Origin of the sequence: Pseudonocardia sp., from assembly GCF_035305885.1 — a bacterium.
In the GTDB taxonomy this organism is placed as follows: Bacteria; Actinomycetota; Actinomycetes; order Mycobacteriales; family Pseudonocardiaceae; genus Pseudonocardia.
In genome coordinates, this window is sequence record NZ_DATGOP010000017.1 from 15,613 (window position 1) to 33,980 (window position 18,368).

General features: G+C 74.5%; 16 protein-coding genes. 6 read left to right on the forward strand and 10 right to left on the reverse strand.

The window, feature by feature from the left end:
• Window positions 1–14 precede the first annotated feature (14 nt).
• The 10 genes from VKZ81_RS02605 to VKZ81_RS02650 all read right to left on the reverse strand — a co-directional run bounded on the left by VKZ81_RS02605 (window position 15) and on the right by VKZ81_RS02650 (window position 9,108).
• On the reverse strand, window positions 15–929 hold the full coding sequence (locus VKZ81_RS02605; RefSeq protein ID WP_324239749.1) for a WXG100-like domain-containing protein: 915 nt from the start codon (window positions 927–929) through the stop codon (window positions 15–17).
• Window positions 926–1,222, reverse strand: a complete 297-nt coding sequence (locus VKZ81_RS02610) for a type VII secretion target (protein ID WP_324239750.1) — start codon at window positions 1,220–1,222, stop codon at window positions 926–928. The genes VKZ81_RS02605 and VKZ81_RS02610 overlap by 4 nt, the downstream gene beginning before the upstream one ends.
• Window positions 1,222–1,569 (reverse strand): YbaB/EbfC family nucleoid-associated protein, encoded by a 348-nt coding sequence (locus tag VKZ81_RS02615; RefSeq protein WP_324239751.1) that lies wholly within the window; start codon window positions 1,567–1,569, stop codon window positions 1,222–1,224. Before VKZ81_RS02615 ends, VKZ81_RS02610 begins: the two co-directional genes overlap by 1 nt.
• 155 nt (window positions 1,570–1,724) lie before the next feature.
• Entirely contained in the window at window positions 1,725–2,822 is a 1,098-nt protein-coding gene (locus VKZ81_RS02620) for a Gfo/Idh/MocA family protein (RefSeq protein WP_324239752.1), read from the reverse strand.
• Entirely contained in the window at window positions 2,819–3,583 is a 765-nt protein-coding gene (locus VKZ81_RS02625; RefSeq protein WP_324239753.1) for a ThuA domain-containing protein, read from the reverse strand. Before VKZ81_RS02625 ends, VKZ81_RS02620 begins: the two co-directional genes overlap by 4 nt.
• A 20-nt stretch (window positions 3,584–3,603) precedes the next feature.
• Window positions 3,604–4,419, reverse strand: a complete 816-nt coding sequence (locus VKZ81_RS02630; RefSeq protein ID WP_324239754.1) for a carbohydrate ABC transporter permease — start codon at window positions 4,417–4,419, stop codon at window positions 3,604–3,606.
• A 5-nt stretch (window positions 4,420–4,424) separates the two neighbouring features.
• The gene (locus VKZ81_RS02635; RefSeq protein WP_324239755.1) at window positions 4,425–5,447 is read right to left on the reverse strand and encodes a carbohydrate ABC transporter permease; all 1,023 of its coding nucleotides are present in this window, start codon (window positions 5,445–5,447) and stop codon (window positions 4,425–4,427) included.
• Complete coding sequence (locus tag VKZ81_RS02640) at window positions 5,440–6,669, reverse strand: sugar ABC transporter substrate-binding protein (protein ID WP_324239756.1); 1,230 nt, start codon at window positions 6,667–6,669, stop codon at window positions 5,440–5,442. The genes VKZ81_RS02635 and VKZ81_RS02640 overlap by 8 nt, the downstream gene beginning before the upstream one ends.
• 89 nt (window positions 6,670–6,758) lie before the next feature.
• Window positions 6,759–7,775 carry a LacI family DNA-binding transcriptional regulator gene (locus VKZ81_RS02645; RefSeq protein ID WP_324239757.1) on the reverse strand — a complete coding sequence of 339 codons (1,017 nt, stop codon included), beginning with the start codon at window positions 7,773–7,775 and terminating at the stop codon, window positions 6,759–6,761.
• 244 nt (window positions 7,776–8,019) lie between these two features.
• The gene (locus VKZ81_RS02650) at window positions 8,020–9,108 is read right to left on the reverse strand and encodes a malate/lactate/ureidoglycolate dehydrogenase (RefSeq protein ID WP_324239758.1); all 1,089 of its coding nucleotides are present in this window, start codon (window positions 9,106–9,108) and stop codon (window positions 8,020–8,022) included.
• Between the two features lie 367 nt (window positions 9,109–9,475).
• Here VKZ81_RS02650 and VKZ81_RS02655 point away from each other — a divergent pair, with 367 nt between their 5' ends.
• The 6 genes from VKZ81_RS02655 (at window position 9,476) to VKZ81_RS02680 (ending at window position 18,326) form a co-directional block, all read left to right on the forward strand.
• Window positions 9,476–9,796, forward strand: coding sequence for a 2Fe-2S iron-sulfur cluster-binding protein (locus VKZ81_RS02655; protein WP_324239759.1), 321 nt, complete (start codon window positions 9,476–9,478; stop codon window positions 9,794–9,796).
• A gap of 1 nt (window position 9,797) precedes the next feature.
• The gene (locus tag VKZ81_RS02660; protein WP_324239760.1) at window positions 9,798–11,030 is read left to right on the forward strand and encodes an NAD(P)/FAD-dependent oxidoreductase; all 1,233 of its coding nucleotides are present in this window, start codon (window positions 9,798–9,800) and stop codon (window positions 11,028–11,030) included.
• A 489-nt stretch (window positions 11,031–11,519) separates the two neighbouring features.
• Window positions 11,520–13,976, forward strand: coding sequence for a beta-propeller fold lactonase family protein (locus VKZ81_RS02665; protein ID WP_324239761.1), 2,457 nt, complete (start codon window positions 11,520–11,522; stop codon window positions 13,974–13,976).
• Window positions 13,977–14,113: 137 nt separating this feature from the next.
• The gene (locus VKZ81_RS02670; RefSeq protein WP_324239762.1) at window positions 14,114–14,950 is read left to right on the forward strand and encodes a DUF1775 domain-containing protein; all 837 of its coding nucleotides are present in this window, start codon (window positions 14,114–14,116) and stop codon (window positions 14,948–14,950) included.
• Window positions 14,947–16,290 carry a copper resistance CopC family protein gene (locus tag VKZ81_RS02675; protein ID WP_324239763.1) on the forward strand — a complete coding sequence of 448 codons (1,344 nt, stop codon included), beginning with the start codon at window positions 14,947–14,949 and terminating at the stop codon, window positions 16,288–16,290. The genes VKZ81_RS02670 and VKZ81_RS02675 overlap by 4 nt, the downstream gene beginning before the upstream one ends.
• Window positions 16,287–18,326 (forward strand): PepSY domain-containing protein, encoded by a 2,040-nt coding sequence (locus tag VKZ81_RS02680; protein WP_324239764.1) that lies wholly within the window; start codon window positions 16,287–16,289, stop codon window positions 18,324–18,326. Before VKZ81_RS02675 ends, VKZ81_RS02680 begins: the two co-directional genes overlap by 4 nt.
• Window positions 18,327–18,368 lie beyond the last annotated feature (42 nt).

Consider the following 18,368-nt stretch of genomic DNA (forward strand, 5'->3'; position numbering starts at 1 on the left):
GACCGCGCCGCGGGTCACGTCGGGGCCCAGGCCGCTCCGCCCCACTCGCGCCGCTGCTGCTCGGCGCCGGTGAACTGCTTGCCCGCCTCGACCACCTCGTCGGCGTGGAGGCCGCCCGCGGCCTCGTCGACGTCGGAGAGCAGCGGCCGCGCCGCCCGGACCGCGGCGGCGGTCTGCCGGACGGCCCCGCTGAGCTGCGCGGCCGTGCCGCCGGCGAGGGTCATCGCGTCCAGCAGCCGCTCGATCGTGCGGCGGATGTCGTCGGCGAGCTCGAGCGCCGTCCAGATCACCCGCAGCGTGGCCGCCGCGAGCGCGCCGCCCGCCGTGACCAGCGCCCCGACGGCCGCCACGGCGATGGTCCTGATCGCGTCGGCGACGAACCCCGCGATCGCGTCCCGGACGGCCGCGCGCACGGTGCCGACCTGCGCGCCGGTGGTGAGGACGAGGTCGGCGAGCGTGCCCGCGTCGCGACCCGCCCGCTCCAGGGCGCCCGTGAAGCCGTCGACGGCGGCCCGGTAGCCGTCGCCCGCCGCGCCCTCCCACGCGCCGAGCGCCGCCGCGGCGGCGCGGTGGTCGCGCGCGACCGCGCCGAGCTCGCGGCCGACGTTGTGCCAGGTGCGGGCCTGGGCGGTGATCTGCGCCGGGTCGCCCGCGAGCGCGTCGAGCGGCTCGTGCAGGAACCACACGTGCTCGATGAGCCAACCGACGCCCGCCGTGAGCAGGGAGTCGAGCGGGTCGGTGATCGCGCCGAGGGTGTCCAGGCCCGCGGCGGCCGCGGCGTAGGTCACCTGGAGCGGATCGACGTCGTCGGCGGAGGCGGCGGCGTGCAGGTCCGCCCAGCTCGACGCGACCCCGGCGCCCGCCAGGTCGTCCCACGGCTGCGCGTCCTCGTCGACCGGCTGCGCGACCAGCGGGTTCGGCTCGGTCATCGACCCGTGCCGAACAGCGCCGCGATGCGCCGCTCGGCCTCCTGGTAGGCGCGGACGGTGGCCCGCACGCCGTCGCCGATGGCCTGCGCGCCCTCGGCCAACCCGGCGACCGACCGGGAGGTGGTGGCGGTGGCGTCGACGGCCGCCGCCGCGAACACCCGCCCGATCACGCCGTAGGCCTCGAGCCCGAGCGGCGTGCCCGCGGCCGCGGCGGTGCGCAGCCGCGCGGCGAGCGCGTCGAGGTCCTGCGCGTGCCGCGACAGCACCGCGTCGTCGAGCCGGATGCGGTCCATCACCGCTCCGGCGGGGTGAGGTGGGAGCGCACCACCTGCATGGCCTCGCTGCGCTCGCCGAGGACCGGCACCAGCGCCGCCTCGGCCTGCCGGGCCGCCTCCGCCCGCGCCCGCCGCGCGGTGTCGAGCACGGTGGCGGCGAGCTCGGCGCGGGAGAGGACCTCGGCGTGCTCGGTGAACTGCAGCCGCTGCAGGGCGCCCGCCTGGTCGACCGTGATGACGACCGCCCCGTCCCGGCTCGTGGCCGTGCCCGCGACGGCGGCCAGCGCCCGCCGGGCCCTGGCCGTGCGGTCCCGGACGTCCTGGAGGCGGTCCTGGTAGGCGGCGAGAAACTCGCGTCCGTCCATGGTCGGGACGGTAGGCCCCGACCCCGCCCGCGCGGGGCCGTTTCGGAAAACCCGTCCCCGGGCCACCCGCCCAACCGAGGCACCCCGGGGTTGCAGGAAAGCCACATTCACGAAGCCCACGTTCATGGATGTGGCTTTCCTGAACCTCCGGGCGGTCAGGACGGGCGGGCCGTCAGGACCTCCCGCACCGACGGCCAGGCGGCCAGCGCGTCCCGGACGTCCGGGTGCGTCTCGCGGCGCAGCGCCTCGGCGTGGGCCTCGGCGAGGACGTCGTCGATCAGCACCCGCCGCCCGGTGTCCGCCGACCGCACGGCGGCCTCGACCATCGCGAGGCTCAGCACGTTCTCGTGCACCTCGCCCATCGGCGGCACCCCGGTGCGCAGCGCGTCGGTGAACACGAGCAGCGCCCCCTCGATGCCGGAGTGGGGCGCGGCGGGCCGGGGCGCCGGGTCGACGTCGCCGACGACCACCGGGTCGTTGTCGCCGTCCCAGTGCGCGGAGCCCTTCTCCCCGGACAGCCGCCACTCGCCGTTCCACGACGTCTGCCGGCCGGGGCTCACCCAGCTGCCGGTGTAGGTGTAGCGGACCCCGCCGGTCATCTCGAAGACGGCCGTGGCGGAGGCGTGGCCCGCGAACCAGCTCCAGGGCGGGTTGTGCGCCTCGCAGTAGGCCGACACCGGCTCGGCCCCGAGCACGAACCGGGCCGAGTCGAACGGGTGGATGGCCATGTCGACCAGCAGCGGGTGGTCCATCTCCTCCCGGAACCCGCCGAAGTGGGCCTCGCGGAAGAACTCCGTGGTGAGCGCGCCGAGCGTGCCGAGGTCCTCGGCCATGGCGCGCAGCGCGAACAGCTGCGGGTTCCACCGCCGCGACTGGCTGACCATGAACAGCCGCCCGGTCACCTCCGACGCCGCCGCGAGCGAGAGCGCCTCGGCCACGGTCGGCGCGACCGGCTTCTCGCCCAGGACGTCCAGCCCGGCGAACAGCGCGGCCGTGGTGACCGGGTGGTGGGCCTCCGGCACCGTGGCGTTGACGATGGCGCGGGCCCCGGTGGCCGCCGCGAGCGCGACGCCGTCGGTGCCGGTGGGTACCGGGCGGGCGAGCGCCTCGGCGGCGGCCTCGGCGGTGGCCGGGTCGATGTCGGCGATCCCGGCCAGCTCCACGCCCGGCGCGGCCTCGATGACGTCGCGCCACGCCCGGCCCATGAGGCCCGCGCCGACGAGCACGACGCGCAGGGGGTCGGCGAGGGTCATCCCAGCGGCCCCGTGTAGCTCGCGCCCTTGAAGAACTCGCCGGTCTCGTAGCGCAGCAGCTCCGGGAGCCTGCGCTCGGGCCGGTCCGTGCGTGCCCACTTGACGCCGTTGGCGATCACCCGCCGGACGTCCTTGTGGTGGTAGGTCGGGTAGTCCTGGTCGCCGGGGCGGAAGTAGAAGATCTTGCCGTGGCCGCGGCGGAACGTGCAGCCGCTGCGGAAGGCCTCCCCACCGGAGAACGTGCTGATGAAGATCAGCTCGTCGGGCGCGGGGATGTCGAAGAACTCCCCGTACATCTCGTCCTCGGCGATCTCGATGGGGTGCGGGACCCCCTCGGCGATCGGGTGGGTGGGGTCGACGGTCCAGATCAGCTCGCGGTCGTGCTCGCTGCGCCAGCGCAGGGTGCACGTGGTGCCCATGAGCTTGACGAAGATCTTCGACCAGTGCCCGGAGTGCAGGACGACCAGTCCCATGCCGGACAGGACGTGGCGGTGCACGCGCTCGACGACCTCGTCGGCCACCTCGTCGTGTGCGGCGTGGCCCCACCAGACGAGCACGTCGGTGTCCTGCAGCGCCTCCTCGGTGAGACCGTGCTCGGGGTCGTCGAGGGTGGCCGTGCGCACGACGGCACCGTCGCCCAGGTTCTCGCGGATGCCGTCGGCGATCGTGTTGTGCATGCCGTCGGGGTAGATCTTGCGGACGTGCTCCTCGATCTTCTCGTGGCGGTTCTCGCCCCAGACGGTCACGCGGACGGGAGTCACAGATCGGATCCTTTCGGTTTCTACTTCACGGCGCCGCTGGCGACGCCCGCGGCGACGAAGCGTTGGGCCACGACGAGCAGCACGACCGCCGGGATGGAGGCGAGCACGGCGGTGGCCATCACCGGGCTCCAGTCGGGCACGCCGTACGCGCCGATGTACTGGTAGAGGCCCAGCGTCACCGGCCGCACGTCCTCGGTCGTGGTCAGCGTGAGCGCGAACAGGAAGTCGCTCCACGTGAACAGGAAGGTGAACAGCGCCGCGGTCACCAGCGCGTTGCGGCTCATCGGCACGACGATCGAACAGAACGCGCGGATCTGCCCGGCCCCGTCCACCCGCGCGGCCTCGATGACCTCGGCCGGGATCGACAGCAGGTACGCGCGCATGATGAGGATCGCGAACGGGATGGCGTGCGTGGCGTCGGCGAGGATCAGCCCGGGGATCGAGTTGAGCAGCCCGAGGTCGCTGTAGGCGCTGTAGAGGGCGTTGGCGACGACGATCCCCGGGATCATCTGGCTGATCAGGATCGCGAACAGCAGCACCCCGGCCCCGCGCACCCGGAACTGCGCGAGCGCGTACGCCGCGGGCGTGGCGACGAGCAGGCTGAACGCGACGGTGCCGAGCGCCACGACGAGGCTCGTGACGAGGTTGTCGCCCTGGTCGCGCAGCGCGCTCGCGTAGCCGTGGAACGACAGCTCGAGCGGGAACCAGGGCGTCGCGACGGCCCCGCCGGTGGGCTGCAGCGACACGTTGACCATCCAGTACAGCGGGAACAGCATCACGGCGATGATCAGCACGCCGATCGCGGTGTTCCCGTACGCGCGGATCCGTGTGGTCATCGGGCTCACCTGGCCATCGCGCGCCGGTTGGCGCGCAGGTAGAGGAGGGCGAACACCAGCGAGATGACGATGAGGACGTTGGCCATCGCCGCGCCCTCGCCGAAGCGGAACTCGCGGAACGACAGGTGGTAGGCCTGCGTCGCGATCGTCTGCGACGCGTTGGCCGGGCCGCCGCCGGTGAGGCCGAGGATGAGGTCGAGCACCTTGATCGTGTAGACGACCCCGAGCACCAGCACCACGTTCACCACCGGCCGCAGGAGCGGCCACGTGACGTGGCGGAACGCCCGCCAGCCGGTGGCCCCGTCCAGCGCGGCCGCCTCGTACAGCTCCTGCGGGATGTCCTGCAGGCCGCCGTAGAGGATCGTGGCGTTGAACGGGATCCCGAGCCAGATGTTCACCCCGATCACCGTGATCAGGGCCAGCGAGGTGCTGGTGAGCCAGCCCGGGTGGTCGGCGATCCCCAGCGCGCCGAGGAACTGGTTGAGCACGCCGTTGTCCTGGTCGAGGATCCAGCGCCACACGGCGCTGGACACGATCAGCGGGATCAGCCACGGCAGCAGCAGCAGCGAGCGCAGCAGCCCCGACAACGGGAATCGCCGGTGGAAGAACAGCGCGATCGCGAGCCCGATCGTGAACTGGCCGGCGATCGAGCCGACCGTGAACAGCACGGTGTTGGCGAGGGCGGTGCCGAACAGCCCCGACGACATCACGGCGGCGTAGTTGGCGAACCCGACGAACGGCGCCTCGCCGGTGTAGAAGCTGCGGGTGGTGTACTCCTGGAACCCCATCATGAGGTTCTCGACCACGGGGTAGCCGAAGAAGAGCACCAGGTAGAGCACGGCCGGGACGAGGAACCCCAGCTGCAGCATCCGCTCGCGCCCGCGCGGCGACCACCACCCGCCCGCCGGGCCCCGCGAGCGGGCGCGCGCCGCCGCGCCGCCCGCGGGGGACCGGTCGGGGTGCGGCGGGCCCGCGGCGGCCGCGGGGCGGGGCGATCCCGCGACCGCGGACGTGGCGCGCTCAGCCATTCTGGGCCTGCCGGAGCGCCTCGAGCGGCGGCGCGCCGCCGGTGATGGCGGTCTGGATCGCGGTGTAGATGCGGGTCGCGGCGGCGGGCCACTCCGGTCCGAGCTTGCCGGTGCGGGCGCGGGCGGTCTGCACGATCTCGGTGAACGCCGCCATCCGCGGCACCTCGCTCACGAACCGCTCGCGCAGGGCGGTCTTCGTGGGCACGGTCTGGCGCTCGGTGGCGAGCGCGATCTGGTTCTCGTCGGTGTTCAGGCAGGCGACGACCTCGGCGGCCTTGGCCTGGCGGGCCGGGTCGCCGGTCTGCGGGATCGTCCAGGTCTCGCCGCCGAGCGGGGCCACCACGGTGTCACCCGGGTTCGGTACGGGGATCGGCACGACCTCGTAGTTGAGGCCCTCCACCTGGTCGAGCGCGGGGAACTGCCACGGGCCGTTGATCATCATGGCGGCGTTGCCGGCCGAGAACTGGTCCCGGACGTCCGACTGGCCCCAGTTCACGACCGAGCGCGACGCCGACCCGGAGTTCACGAGGTCCACCCACAGCTGCAGCGCCTCGGCGGTCTCCGGGGTGGCGATGTTGGTCTCGTCGCCGCCGTTGGTCCACATGAACGGCAGGAACTGCCAGGCGCCCTCGTAGTCGGCCACGGCGGAGAACGCGATCCCGTACCGGTCGCCGTCGGTGAGCGCCGCGGCGGCGGCTTTGAGCTCGTCCCAGGTCGTGGGCGGGGTGATGCCGGCCTCGTCGAGGATGTCGACGTTGTAGAACAGGCCGATCGAGTTGGTGACCGGCTGCAGTCCGTAGACCTCGCCCTCGAACGTCGAGGCGTCGCGGACGCCCTCCTGGTAGCCGTCGGCGGACAGGCCGAACTGGCTGATCGGGGCCAGCGCGCCGGTGGAGGCGATCTGCTGCAGGTCCGGGTTGTCGATCATGAGGACGTCCGGGAGCGTCCGTGACGAGGCCTGTTGCAGGACCCGCGGGATCAGCTGCTCGCCGGGTACGGCCTCGCGCTCGATCGTCACGCCCGCCTGCTGGCCGCACTCGTTCAGCTTGCGCTCGTAGACGCCGCGGTCGGGGTCGTTGTCGTAGTAGTCGAGCACCCGCAGCGAGGTGACCTCGCCGCTGCCGCCGCCCGCGCTCCCGCCACCGCAGGCGGTGAGCCCGAGCGCGGTGGCCGCGACCAGCGCGGGGACGGCGGTCCGTAGGGCTGCTCCTCGTCGAGCCATGTCCGGTCCTCTCGGTCGATCTTTCAATCGATACGTATCGATTGCGGACGTGCGGATGGCCGCGGCGGTCCGCGACTGTTCTGTTGGGCTTACGGGGCGGGCAGGGTGGTCTGTCGGCGGGTGAGCCGGGGCGGGATCAGCTCGACGAGCTGCTCGGGCGGCGTCTGCTCCCGGTCGAGCAGGCGGAACAGGATCTCCATCGCGCGCCGCGAGACGTCCCGCGGCTCGAGGGACACGTTGGTGACGGCGGGCGCGCACGCCTCCGCCACCGCGTCGGTGCACAGACCGACGAGCGAGAGGTCGCGGCCGGGCACGCGGCCGCGGTCGAGCAGGGCCTGCACCACGAGCTGGACGGCCTGCGAGTTCGGCACGACGATGCCGGGGCGGTCGCCGCCGAGCGCGAGCGCGCGGTCCACCGCCGCCTCGGCGCCCGCCCGGTCGGGCTGGACCGGGCTGACCACCTCCAGCGCCATGCCGCGCCCCTCGGCGGCCGCGGTGGCCCCGCGTTGGAAGCGGCGGACGAAGTTGATGTCGCGCGCGACGACCTCGGGGGCGTGCCCGATCACCACGATCCGGTCGTGCCCCGCGGCGGCCAGCTCGCCGACGGCGAGCCGGCCCGCCTCGGCGAAGTCGACGTCCACGCAGTGCAGCCCCGCGGAGTCGTTCGGGACGCCGATGAGGATCACCGGCACGCGCAGCGTCGCCGCCACGGGGATGCGGGGGTCCTCGGCCTCGATGTCCATCATCACGATCGCGTCGCAGAGCGCGCGACCGGCGAGCCGGGTGAGCCCGGCCGAACCCTCGTCGGCCGTGACCAGCAGGACGTCGTGGTCCTCGGCGCGGGCGCAGCCCGCGATCGTCTCGATGAACGGCAGCAGGCCGGTGGTGTCGGCGCCGGGCCGGAACCGGACGACGAGGCCGATCACCTGCGTGCGCTGGCTCGCGAGCGCCCGGGCGCCCGCATTGGGCTGGTAGGTGAGCTGCTCCATCGCGTCGAGCACGCGCTTGCGGGTCTCGGGGGAGATGGACCGCCTGCCGCTCATCACGTAGGAGACGGTGCTCTGCGAGACACCCGCGACCCGGGCGACGTCCCGGCTGGTGACCACGGCACCCCCTCCGTCGGGAGAGTCGATACGCATCGACGGCGACGCGGCGACCGTAGCCACGCGTCCGGGTGAGCGCAAGCCCCGTTCCGGAGTGCCAGCTTCGGGCGAGTCGCGCTCCCGGTACCGGCGAGTCGCGGTCTGGGTGTGGGCGAGTCGCGGTCTGGGTGTGGGCGAGTCGCGGTCTGGGTGTGGGCGAGTCGCGGTCCGACCGTGGAAGCGCGGGCCCGCGGCGCGCCCGCAGGCGTCAGGGGATGACGCCGAGCCGCTCCGCCGTCGCGACGATCGCCGCCCAGGTGTCCACCGGCAACGGGATGCCCTTCGCGAGCCGCTCCTCGCGGTTGGCCGCCTCCGGGTCGCCGGGGGCGAGCACCGGCGCGGCCGGGGCGATCGGGCGGGCGCCCAGCACCCACTCCAGGTATTCGCGGGCGATCCGCTCGAACTCGGCCTGCGTGCCGAAGTGGGCGGGCGAGAGGTAGATCGACAGCATCCCGTTGGCGATGCCCGTGCGCGGGCCGTCCAGCGGGCCCGCGCAGCCGCCGCCGGTGAAGGCGCCCGCGAGCAGCTCGCACATCAGCGCGAGCCCGGAACCCTTGTGCTCGCCGAAGGCGCGGATGGCGCCCACCCCGGCGCCGGGGCGGCGCAGGTCGGTGGGCCCGTAGTCGCCGTAGAGCAGGCGCGGGTCGCCCGACGGCACTCCGTCCGGGCCGATCAGGGCGTCCGGCGGCAGCGGCCTCCCGCCGTAGGAGGCGACCTGGACCTTGCCCTCGGCGACGAGCGACGTGGCGAAGTCCAGCACGACCGGGCGGCCCGGCAGCGGGATGCCCACGGCGAACGGCGCGGTCGAGAACCGTCGCTCCACGGCCCCGAACGGGGCCACGAGCGGCGAGCCGGCGACGTTGACGAAGTGGATCGAGACCAGGCCCGCGGCGAGCGCGGTCTCGGCGTAGGCGCCCACCCGGCCGACGTGCCCCGAGTTGCGCAGCGCCACGATGCAGGTGCCGTTCGCGGTGGCGCGCTCGACGCCGAGCGCCACCGCCTGGGTGGCGATCGTCTGGCCGAAGCCCCGGTGGCCGTCCAGCAGCACGAACGCGCCCCCGTCGGTGACGACCTCGGCCCGCTGCCCCGGGCGGACCCAGCCCTCGCCCATCCAGTCCACGTAGAGCGGGACGCGCACGACACCGTGGCTGTCGTGGCCGGCGAGGTTCGCGCCGACGAGCTCGCGGGCGATGAGGCCCGCTTCCTCCTCGTCGCACCCGGCCGCGGCGAAGATCGCGCGTACGGTCGCCTCCAGCTCGTCCGCGCCGATGAGGTGCACCTGGTTGTCGATCGTCACGCCCCCAGCATGACTCATGCGTGGGGGCCCGGACCGGATGCTTCCCAACGACCGAGATCCATGATCGTCGTGAACATCGTGTGACGGCCTGCTCACCCGCCGCGGTCCACTCCCGGGAGTGGGTCGTAACAAAACGACCCACACGGCCATTCGCGGTTGTTACCGGGGATCGATAGGAATTCCCGATCCCGGGACCGGGCGTCGGTGATCGAAAGCCGCATAAGCTCACGGTGACCAGGGCCGCGGGCGGAGGTATTCGTTACGGCGGCTTCACGGTGTGCGACGCCGCGGTCACGGCGGTTTGGCAGGGTCGGTTCACCGCTTTTTGCGTGGACCGGGTGCCGTCACCACGAGAAGGAGATCGAGCGTGCCTAAAGTCACCTATCGATACGACGACGGTTCCGAGCACACCGTCGAGGTGGCTGTCGCGACGAACCTCATGCGGGCGGCGTTGCGCAACCAGGTGCGCGGCATCGTCGGCGAATGCGGCGGTGCTGCGAGCTGCGGGACGTGCCACGTGTACGTCGACCACAGCACCGAGCGGTTCGCGCCCCCATCGGGCGACGAGGACGAAATGCTGGATTGGACGGCCGCCCCGCGGCTGGCCAACAGCCGCCTGAGTTGCCAGCTCGTTCCGATGGAGGAAGGCGCCGAGCTGGTCGTGCGCGTTCCCGCGGAGCAGGTCTGAGATGCGCGGCGTCGTCGTGGTCGGCGCCGGGCACGCCGGCGTGGAGGCCGCCGCGGCACTGCGGGCGGGTGGGTACCCGGGGCCGGTGACGCTGGTCGGTGCGGAGCGACATCTGCCCTACCAGCGGCCGCCGCTGTCGAAGGAGGTGCTCGCCGACGGTGGTGACCCGGACGCGCTCGTGCTGCGCTCCGAGGCGTTCTTCGCCGAGCAGCGGATCGACCTGCGCCACGGGACGGCGGTCGGCATCGACCGCGCCGCGCAGGAGGTGCACCTCGCGGGCGAGGGGTCGGTCGGCTACGACCACCTGGTGCTCGCGACGGGCGCCGTGCCGCGCCGGATCGAGCTGCCCGGCCGGACCCTGCGCGGGGTCGCCGAGCTCCGCACCCTCGACGACGCGGCCGCCCTGCGGATCGGGCTGGCCCGAGCGGCGCGGGTGGTCGTGCTCGGCGGCGGGTTCATCGGCATGGAGGTCGCGAGCGCGGCGCGCAAGCGGGGCGTCGACGTGACGGTGGTCGAGCGGGGCGACCGGTTGCTCGCCAGGGCGGTCTCGGCGCCGGTATCGGCCGCGGTCGCCGCGCACCACCGCGCCGACGGGACGCGGCTGTGGTTCGGCGACCACGCCACCGAGCTGCTGGGCAGCGGCGGGCACGTCACGGGCGTGCGGATGGCGTCGGGCCGCGTCCTGCCCGCGGACCTCGTGGTGCTGGGCGTCGGGGCCACCGCGGAGGACGGGCTGGCCCGGCGGGCCGGCCTCGCCACCGACGACGGCGTGCTCGTCGACCGGTGGCTCGCCACGTCCGACCCGCGGATCACCGCGATCGGCGACTGCGCGGTGGTGTGCGACGCCGCCGGCGGCAGGCAGCGGCTCGAGTCGGTGCAGAACGCCACCGACCAGGGGCGGTACGCGGCCGCGCGCATCCTCGGGGAGCGGCGCCCGTTCTTCGCGCTGCCGTGGTTCTGGAGCAGCCAGGGCTCGCTGCGCCTGCAGCTGGTCGGCGTGGCCAGGGGACCCTCCCAGCTGGTGATCCGCGGCGACGATCGGCGGTTCTCGGTGTTCTGCCTGCAGGACGGGCGGCTGACCGCGGTCGAGTCGGTCAACGACCCGGGCACCCACATGGCCGCGCGGCGGCTGTTGGAGCGCGTCACGCCGACCGAGGCCGAGCTCGTGGCCGCCGACTACGACGTGCGGGCGCTGGCCCGCCGGGCGATGGCGGGGGAGACCGCCGTGGCATAGCCCGACCGACGCCACAACCGAACAGCAACGCTCACGGAATCCGTCCTGCGGTGCAGGGCGGATTCTTTCTTGTTCTTTCGTCGCCGCTGCGGTGGGCCGGGTGAACCAACGAGTGATCACCGTCGGGGGTTACGCCGGATGGCGTTAAAGCTGAGTGTCGACCGGCTCACACCACCGTGCTCCGTATGGACTAGTGGGATGTAACGGAAGGGTCATCCATTCGAACTCCGGCGTTACGTTCTGCGTGCAAGATTTGCGCATCCCGTGGCCCGGGAGTGACGCGAAGAGTGCTCCACGCATTCTCTTGCAACGGTCGCCGCGGTGATTCCGTGTGCCGTCGTCCCGCGCGTATCCAATAAGTAGTCGCTTGCGGCTCCGGTGCGCCGGTCGAACGGCGGGAGGAACGAGAGGAAACACATGTCGAAAATCGCTCCCCAAAATTCATCGGGGACCGGGAGGAGACGGCGCCGCCTCGCCGCGGTCGCGGTGATGGCGGCGGTCGGCGCGACGACCACGACGGCCGGCCCCGCCGCGGCCCAGCAGCCGGTCGGCGCCGGTCCGGTGCCGATCAGGTTCGACCTGACGGACAAGAACGGGGCGTGGTTCGACTCGGGGCTGAACCTGTTCGGCAGCAGCTCGCTGGCGATCGCCGTGCTGCCCCGGCTCGGCACGGACGTCGCGGTGCCCGGGATCGGCGGCCCCCTGCTGCCCGAGGACCTGGGTGGCCTGGTCGACGGCGTCACCGGTGGTGTGTCGGGCGGGGCCGCCGAAGGGCTGGTCGAGGGTTTGACCGACGGCGTCGGCGGGATCGTCGGCGGCCTGCTCGGCGGCGGCGACCAGCCGGCCGCGGCGCCCGCTCCGGCGTCCACCCCCGCCGCCCCGAGCACCTCCGCCACCCCCAGCGCCACCGCCGACGAGGACGAGGAGGACGAGGAGGCCTCGGCCACCCCGACCCCCGCCCCGGCGGCGGCGCCCGCTCCGGCCCCGGCGGCTGCCCCCGAGCCGTCCGGCGGCCTGCTGGGCCTCGGCGACGTGCTGGGCCTGGAGCAGACCCTGTCGGCCGTGCAGGGCATCGCCGCGGCGAAGCCGGAGGCCGCCGGGCTCGCCCTCGAGGCCGAGTCGCTGCTCGGCGAGCTGGCCGGCATCGTCGAGGCGCTGCCCGCCGATGCCCCGGTCAACCTGGTCGACCTCCCGGTCTGGGTGAACCTGCAGGGCGTGCTCGACTCGCTCGCGGAGTTCGCCGTGGTCGGCCCGCCGGTGACCGTGACCTTCAACGTCGACCCGGCCAAGTCCGAGGGCATCCGCAACCCGATCGGGCTCATCGCGCCCGAGGGGGCCGAGGACTTCCCGTACGTCGACCCCAAGGGTGCGTTCTTCGGCGAGAAGACGATCCAGCTGACCGAGCCGGGCCTCTACGCGTTCGCCGACTCGGTGGCGCCGTACATGCTCGGTGCGGTCGTGGTGGACGATCCGCTCACGCTGGGCCTCGACTTCGGCAAGAAGCTGCTGGTCAACGGGCAGGACGCGGCGGTCCCGTCGAACGCCGACATCATCCAGCGCCTGGTGAACGCGTTCTTCGTGATCACCAACCCGAACAACTGGCAGCGGTTCAGCGAGACCGAGGACGTGGCCTGGAACCCGTTCCAGCCGCCGGCGCCGATCCTGCAGTGGGACGGGGCGGGCAACCCCGTCCTGATCCCGAACCTGGACGCCTACTTCGACCAGAAGTTCAGCTACCCGCGGACGCTCCCGGCGCTGAACGAGAAGCCGGACGTGCCGGGCGTGGGTGAGGTCTGGATCGCGACCCAGATGGAGGACTTCGCCGGCAAGGAGAAGCACGGCTCCATCACGAAGATCGACGTCGAGAGCTGGACGATCGACCGGAAGATCGCCGCTCCCGGGATCGACATGAACAACCCCCACAACATGTGGACGGACAAGGACTACCGGTTCCTGTACGCGAACGAGTGGTTCGACAACGAGACCGACGTGTTCGACCTGCAGACCGGTGAGACCGTCCGCCAGGTCGAGGTCGGGCCCAACCCGGCGCACGTCATGACCCGCCCCGACACCGACCACCTGGTGGTCGGCATCAACGCGGGCACGGACATCGTCGAGCTGGCCCCCGGCGGCACCGAGGTCACCCGCCGGATCCACACCGACCCGGACGGTGGGATCACCCCGCACCCGCACGCGCACTGGACCAGCCACGACGGCAAGACGGTCGTCGCTCCGAACACGTTGACCGACGACGCCGTGATCATCGACATGGAGTCGGGCACCATCAAGCACGACCCGGTCGGCGCCTTCCCGATCGCCACCTCGATGACGCCGGACTCGAAGAAGGCGTACGTGTCCAACTTCCTCGGCATGAGCGTCTCGTGCGTCTCGCTGGCCGAGGACGCCTGCCGCACCTCCGACGGCGCGGTGGCGCACAGCTCCACGATCGACCTCTGGGAGAACTACGACCCGCAGACCGGTCCCACCGGTCCGTGGGGCGGGCTGACCATCCAGCTCCCGGTGAGCCCGGACGGCAAGGCGCTGCTGGCCGCGAACACCCTGTCCCAGACGGTCTCGGTGATCGACCCGAGGACCGACGAGGTGATCAAGGACCTGCCCTGCAACGCCGGATGCCACGGCGCCAACTTCGGCGCCAAGAAGGGCGGCGGCTACTACGCCTACATCTCCAACAAGTTCTCCAACGCCGTCCAGGTGATCGACGTCGACCCGAACGGCGACGGCGACATCTCCGACGCCGCGGTCGCAGGCCAGCTGGTGCTGGACGGCACGGCGGACACGGCGATCGATGACGAGCTCGTCGCACACGCCGGTGTGGGCGGCCAGGGCGTCCTGCCCATCCCGCTCGTCTACAACGGCTGGTCACAGCAGGTTCCCGCGGGGTGGCGGGAGGACCTGACGCCCGAGCAGCTCAACCCGATCGGCTGACGCCCCAGCTGCCGATCGACAAACGGTGCGGTCCGGGGCTGCTCCCCGGCCCCGGACCGCACCGAGTTCGTCCCACCACCGCGGTCGCGGCCCGGCCCCGCAGCCGGGCCGCACCGTCCGCTCGAGGGAGTTCCCCCATGGCCTGCGGCCGGAGATCCAGTCCCCGACGCCTCGCGGCGACGCTCGCCACGGCGCTCGCGACCGCCGTCGTGTCGATGATCGGCATGCTGGCGTTCGCGCCGTCGGCGTCGGCGCGGGTGACCGTCGTTCCCGGGTCGGTCGAGGGCGGCGGCACGCAGACCTTCGCCGTCCGCCTGTCCAACGAACAGCCCGACCTGGTGACCACCCGGCTCGAGCTCACCTTCGGAGACGACGTCGTGGTCCCGCGCGTCGAGGTCGCGCGCGTCGGCTCGTGGCGCGCGCGGGTCGAGATGCGCCCGGTCGACCCGCCGGTCGAGATCGGCGGCGAGGAGGTCGACGAGGCCGTCGCGTCGATCGTGTGGACCGGCGGCGAGGTGGCGCCCCGCCGGTTCGAGCAGTTCCTCGTCACCGCGGGCCCGCTCCCGCCCGGCGGCGGGCGGCTGGTGCTCGGCGCCGCCCAGGGCTACGCGGACGGCAGCGTCGACCGGTGGACCGCCCCGGCCGAGCGGCCGGGCTGGCCCGGCGCCCCGACCGTCGTCATCGCCCCGGTCGACGGCACCCCGGTCGACGGCGCCGCCCCGGCCGAGCAGCCCGGTGCGGCCCCGGCCGCACCCGCGCCGGTGCCCGCGGGCGCCCCCGCGGCGGCACCCGTGCCGAGATCGGGCGGGGGACCGGGCCCGCTGCCCTGGCTCCTGCTCACCGCCGGGGTGCTCGTCGCGGGCGTCGGCGGCGTGCTGGGGTACCGGCAGCAGGAGCGGCGCACGCGCCCGGCCCGGCGCCGGGTGACCGGCGAGCCGGCGGCGCGGCACCGGATCGAGGTGGGGCGCCGATGACCCCGGCAGCACGGACCGCCCGGCCGCGCTGGGGGCGCGGCCTGCTCGGACTGCTCCTCGTGATCGCCGCCTCCTGGGGCGCGCTGCTGCTCGCGCCGCCCACCGGCACCGGCGACCCGGCGCTGGTCTCGGTGTCGCCGAGCGACGGCGCCACCGTCAAGTCCCCGGACGAGGTGCGGCTCACCTTCGACCGGCCGGTGCCCGCGGGCCTGGTGACGGTGCGCATGACCGTCCCCTCCGGTGACCAGGTGGTCGAGGGGCCACCGCAGCCCGTCGCGGGCGAGGAGAACTCCGTCGCGGTGCCGATGCCGCTCACCCGCTACGGCGGCACGTACTCGGTGGCCTGGTCGGTGCCGTCCAGCACGCTCGAGCCGATCACCGGCTCGTCGCGGTTCCACGTGTTCGCCCCGACCCCGCCCGTTGCCGTCCCACAGGTCCCGGCCGGGCCGAGCCCGGTCGTCGGCGCGCTCCACGACGTCTTCCGCATCGCCGCCACGGCGGCGTTCGCGCTCGGCACCGGTCTGGCCTTCGCGCTCGCCGCCGCCTGGCCGGCCGGGGTCGATCACCCGCCGGCGCGCCGGCCGATCACCTACGCGTGGTGCGGGCTGGTCGTGGCGACCCTCGGCGCCGCCGTCACGTTCGGCGGCTACGCCGCCCGGCTCCCGGTCACCGAGGCGTTCGACCCCGCGGTCGTGGCGGCCGGGTTCGCGTCGGAGATCGGCGGGGCCCTGCTGGTGCGCCTGCTCGTGCTCGTCCCGGTCACCGCCGCGCTCGTGCAGTGGCTGACCGGCCCGTACACCGCCGACCCGGCGCAGCGGGGGATCCGCTCCGCCGCGGTGCTCGCCGTCGCCGCCGCGCCCGCGGCCACCTGGGCGCTCGCCCGGCCGGGGCACCCCCCGCTCGCGGTCGCCGCGGAGGTCGCGCTGCTGCTCGCCGTGGCCGTCTGTGCCGGCGGGCCGGTGCTGCTGTGGGTGCTGATGCGCACCGCGGGCGATGCCGTGCTGCGGCTCGCGGTGCCGCGGCTCGCCCGCCTCATGCCGGTCGCGGGCGTGCTGCTGCTCGTGATCGCCCCGGTCGCGGCCGCGGGCTGGCGGCTGGTCGCGCTGCTCGTGCTGGGCGTGCTGTCGGCCGCCACCGGGCTCGCCGGCCGTTGGTGGGTGCGCAGGCGCGCCGGCGCCCGCGGGCGCGACGCGTCCGGGCGGGCGCGCCTGCGCCGGCTCGCCGCGATCGCCGCGGCCGCCGTCGCCGCGGCGCTGCTCGGGTCGGCCGTGCCCGCGTCCGGGTCGGCGCTGCTCGCCCAGCCCGACGGCGGGCCCGCCCCCGCCGAGGTCGCGCGATGAGCCCGCGGCACGAGGCCCGGCCGGACCCGGCCGAGGCCCGCACCGTCCGGCTGCGGGGCGGGCCGTTCGCCGGCTCCGTCGCGCAGCTGCGCCCGCTCGCCCGCCGCGTGCACTTCCTCGCCGGGATCCTCGTGGCGCCGTTCCTGCTCCTGCTGTGCCTGACCGGGCTGGTGTACGCGGTGAGCCCGCAGATCCACGAGGACCTCTACGCGAACCAGCTGTTCGTCCCCGAGGTGCGCGGGGCGCCCCGGCCGGTCGGCGAGCAGGTCGCCGCGGCGCTCGCCGCCCACCCGGAGGGCCAGCTGCGCGCGGTCGTGCCCCCGCCCGCCCCGGACCGCACCACGCGGGTCGACCTGGCGGTGCCGAACCTCACCCGGCCCGGCGAGGCGCGCAGCGTGTTCGTCGACCCGTACACCAACTTCATCAGCGGTGAGCTCACCACCGTCGACGGCCGGATGCCGGCCAACGTCTGGCTGCGCCAGCTGCACGCCGACCTCCACCTCGGTGAACTCGGGCGGCTCTACTCCGAGGTGGCCGCGAGCTGGGTGCCCGCGCTCGTCGTCGGCGGGCTGGTGCTGTGGGTGGCCAAGCAGGGGCGGCGCCGCCGCAGCGTGCGCGAGCTGCTGACGCCGTGGCCGCGGGGCAAGGGGGAGCAGGCGCGGATGCGCGCCGTGCACGGGCCGCTCGGGGTCTGGCTGACCGTCGGCCTGCTCGTGCTGAGCGGCACCGGCCTGACGATGAGCCGGTTCGCCGGGTGGGGGCTGCCGCAGGTGCGGGCGCCCGAGCTGGTTGCCGCCCCGGTCGAGGTGCCCTTCGGCGTCCGCCCCGTGGGCGTGGACCGGGTGCTGCAGCTGGCGCGGGCCGAGGGGCTCACCGGCGAGCTGCGCGTCTCCGCGCCGACCGCGCCCGACCGGCCGTACACGGTCGCCGAGGTCTCGCCCGGCCTGCCGATCCGCAAGGACGCGATCACGGTCGACCCCTACACCGCCCAGGTCACCGAGCGGATCGGATGGGAGGACTACCCGTTCCTCGCGCGGGTCGTCGAGCTGGGCGTGCAGGCGCACACCGGCACCCTGTTCGGCGTCGCCAACCAGGTCGTGCTGGTGCTGATCGTGATCGCCACCATCGTGGTGATCCTGCTCGGCTACCGGATGTGGTGGCGGCGCAACCCGTACGGCGAGGCGCGGCTGCCGGAGGCGCCGCCGCCCGCGCTGCGCGGGCTCACCCCGGCGATCGGGGTGCCGGTCGTCCTGGTCACCGTCGTGCTCGCCTGGCTGATGCCGGCGTTCGGGCTCGGCCTGGTGGCGTTCGTCGTGGTGGACCTGCTGATCGGGGCGCTGCGGCGCCGCCAGGAGCGGCTGCGCCGGACGGTCGGCGCGGGCGCGCTGCTGGTCGCGGCGAGCGCCCTCGGCGTGGCGGCCGTCGCCACCACGTCCCCGCCGGCCGGGCGGGTGGACGTGGTCGCCGCCCCGCCCGCCGTCGCCGCGCCGGCTCCGGTGCCGGCGCCGCCCTCACCCGAGGTGACTTCCGAAGAGGCCGACGGCACCGGCGGCCCTGCGGAACCGCCCGCGGCCGGTGCGCCACGCCGCCCGCCGGGCGGCGGCCCCGCACCCGGCCTCGCGGCCGGCCGACCCGCCCCCGGGACGCCGCGGCCCGCCCCCCGGACGCCGCGGCCCGCGCCCGGCGACGACGGCCCCCGTCCCGCGGCGTCCGCCCCGCGCCCGTCGACCGCCCCGGCCGCGCCGGAGGACGAGGCGGAGGACCGGACGGACGACCGGCGTGATCCCGGCGACCGGGCGGATCGGCCGCGCCCCGACGACGCGGACGACGACGCAGCCCGGGCCACCGACGGCCCGCGCCCCTCGCCGAGCCCGCCGACGCCGCCGAGCGCCCCACCCGCGGCCGCCGCCCCGGCGCCGCAGCCGCCGCAGCAGTCCCCCGACCGGCCGGAGGAGCAGCCCGGCCTCGTCGGCCGGCTGGTCGGCGCGCTGGTCGACACGGTCGAGGGCGTCACCGGGAGGCTCCTCGGCGGGTGAGGCACCGACGTGGGTCGCCGGGCAGCTCGGGGTGCCCGCCGG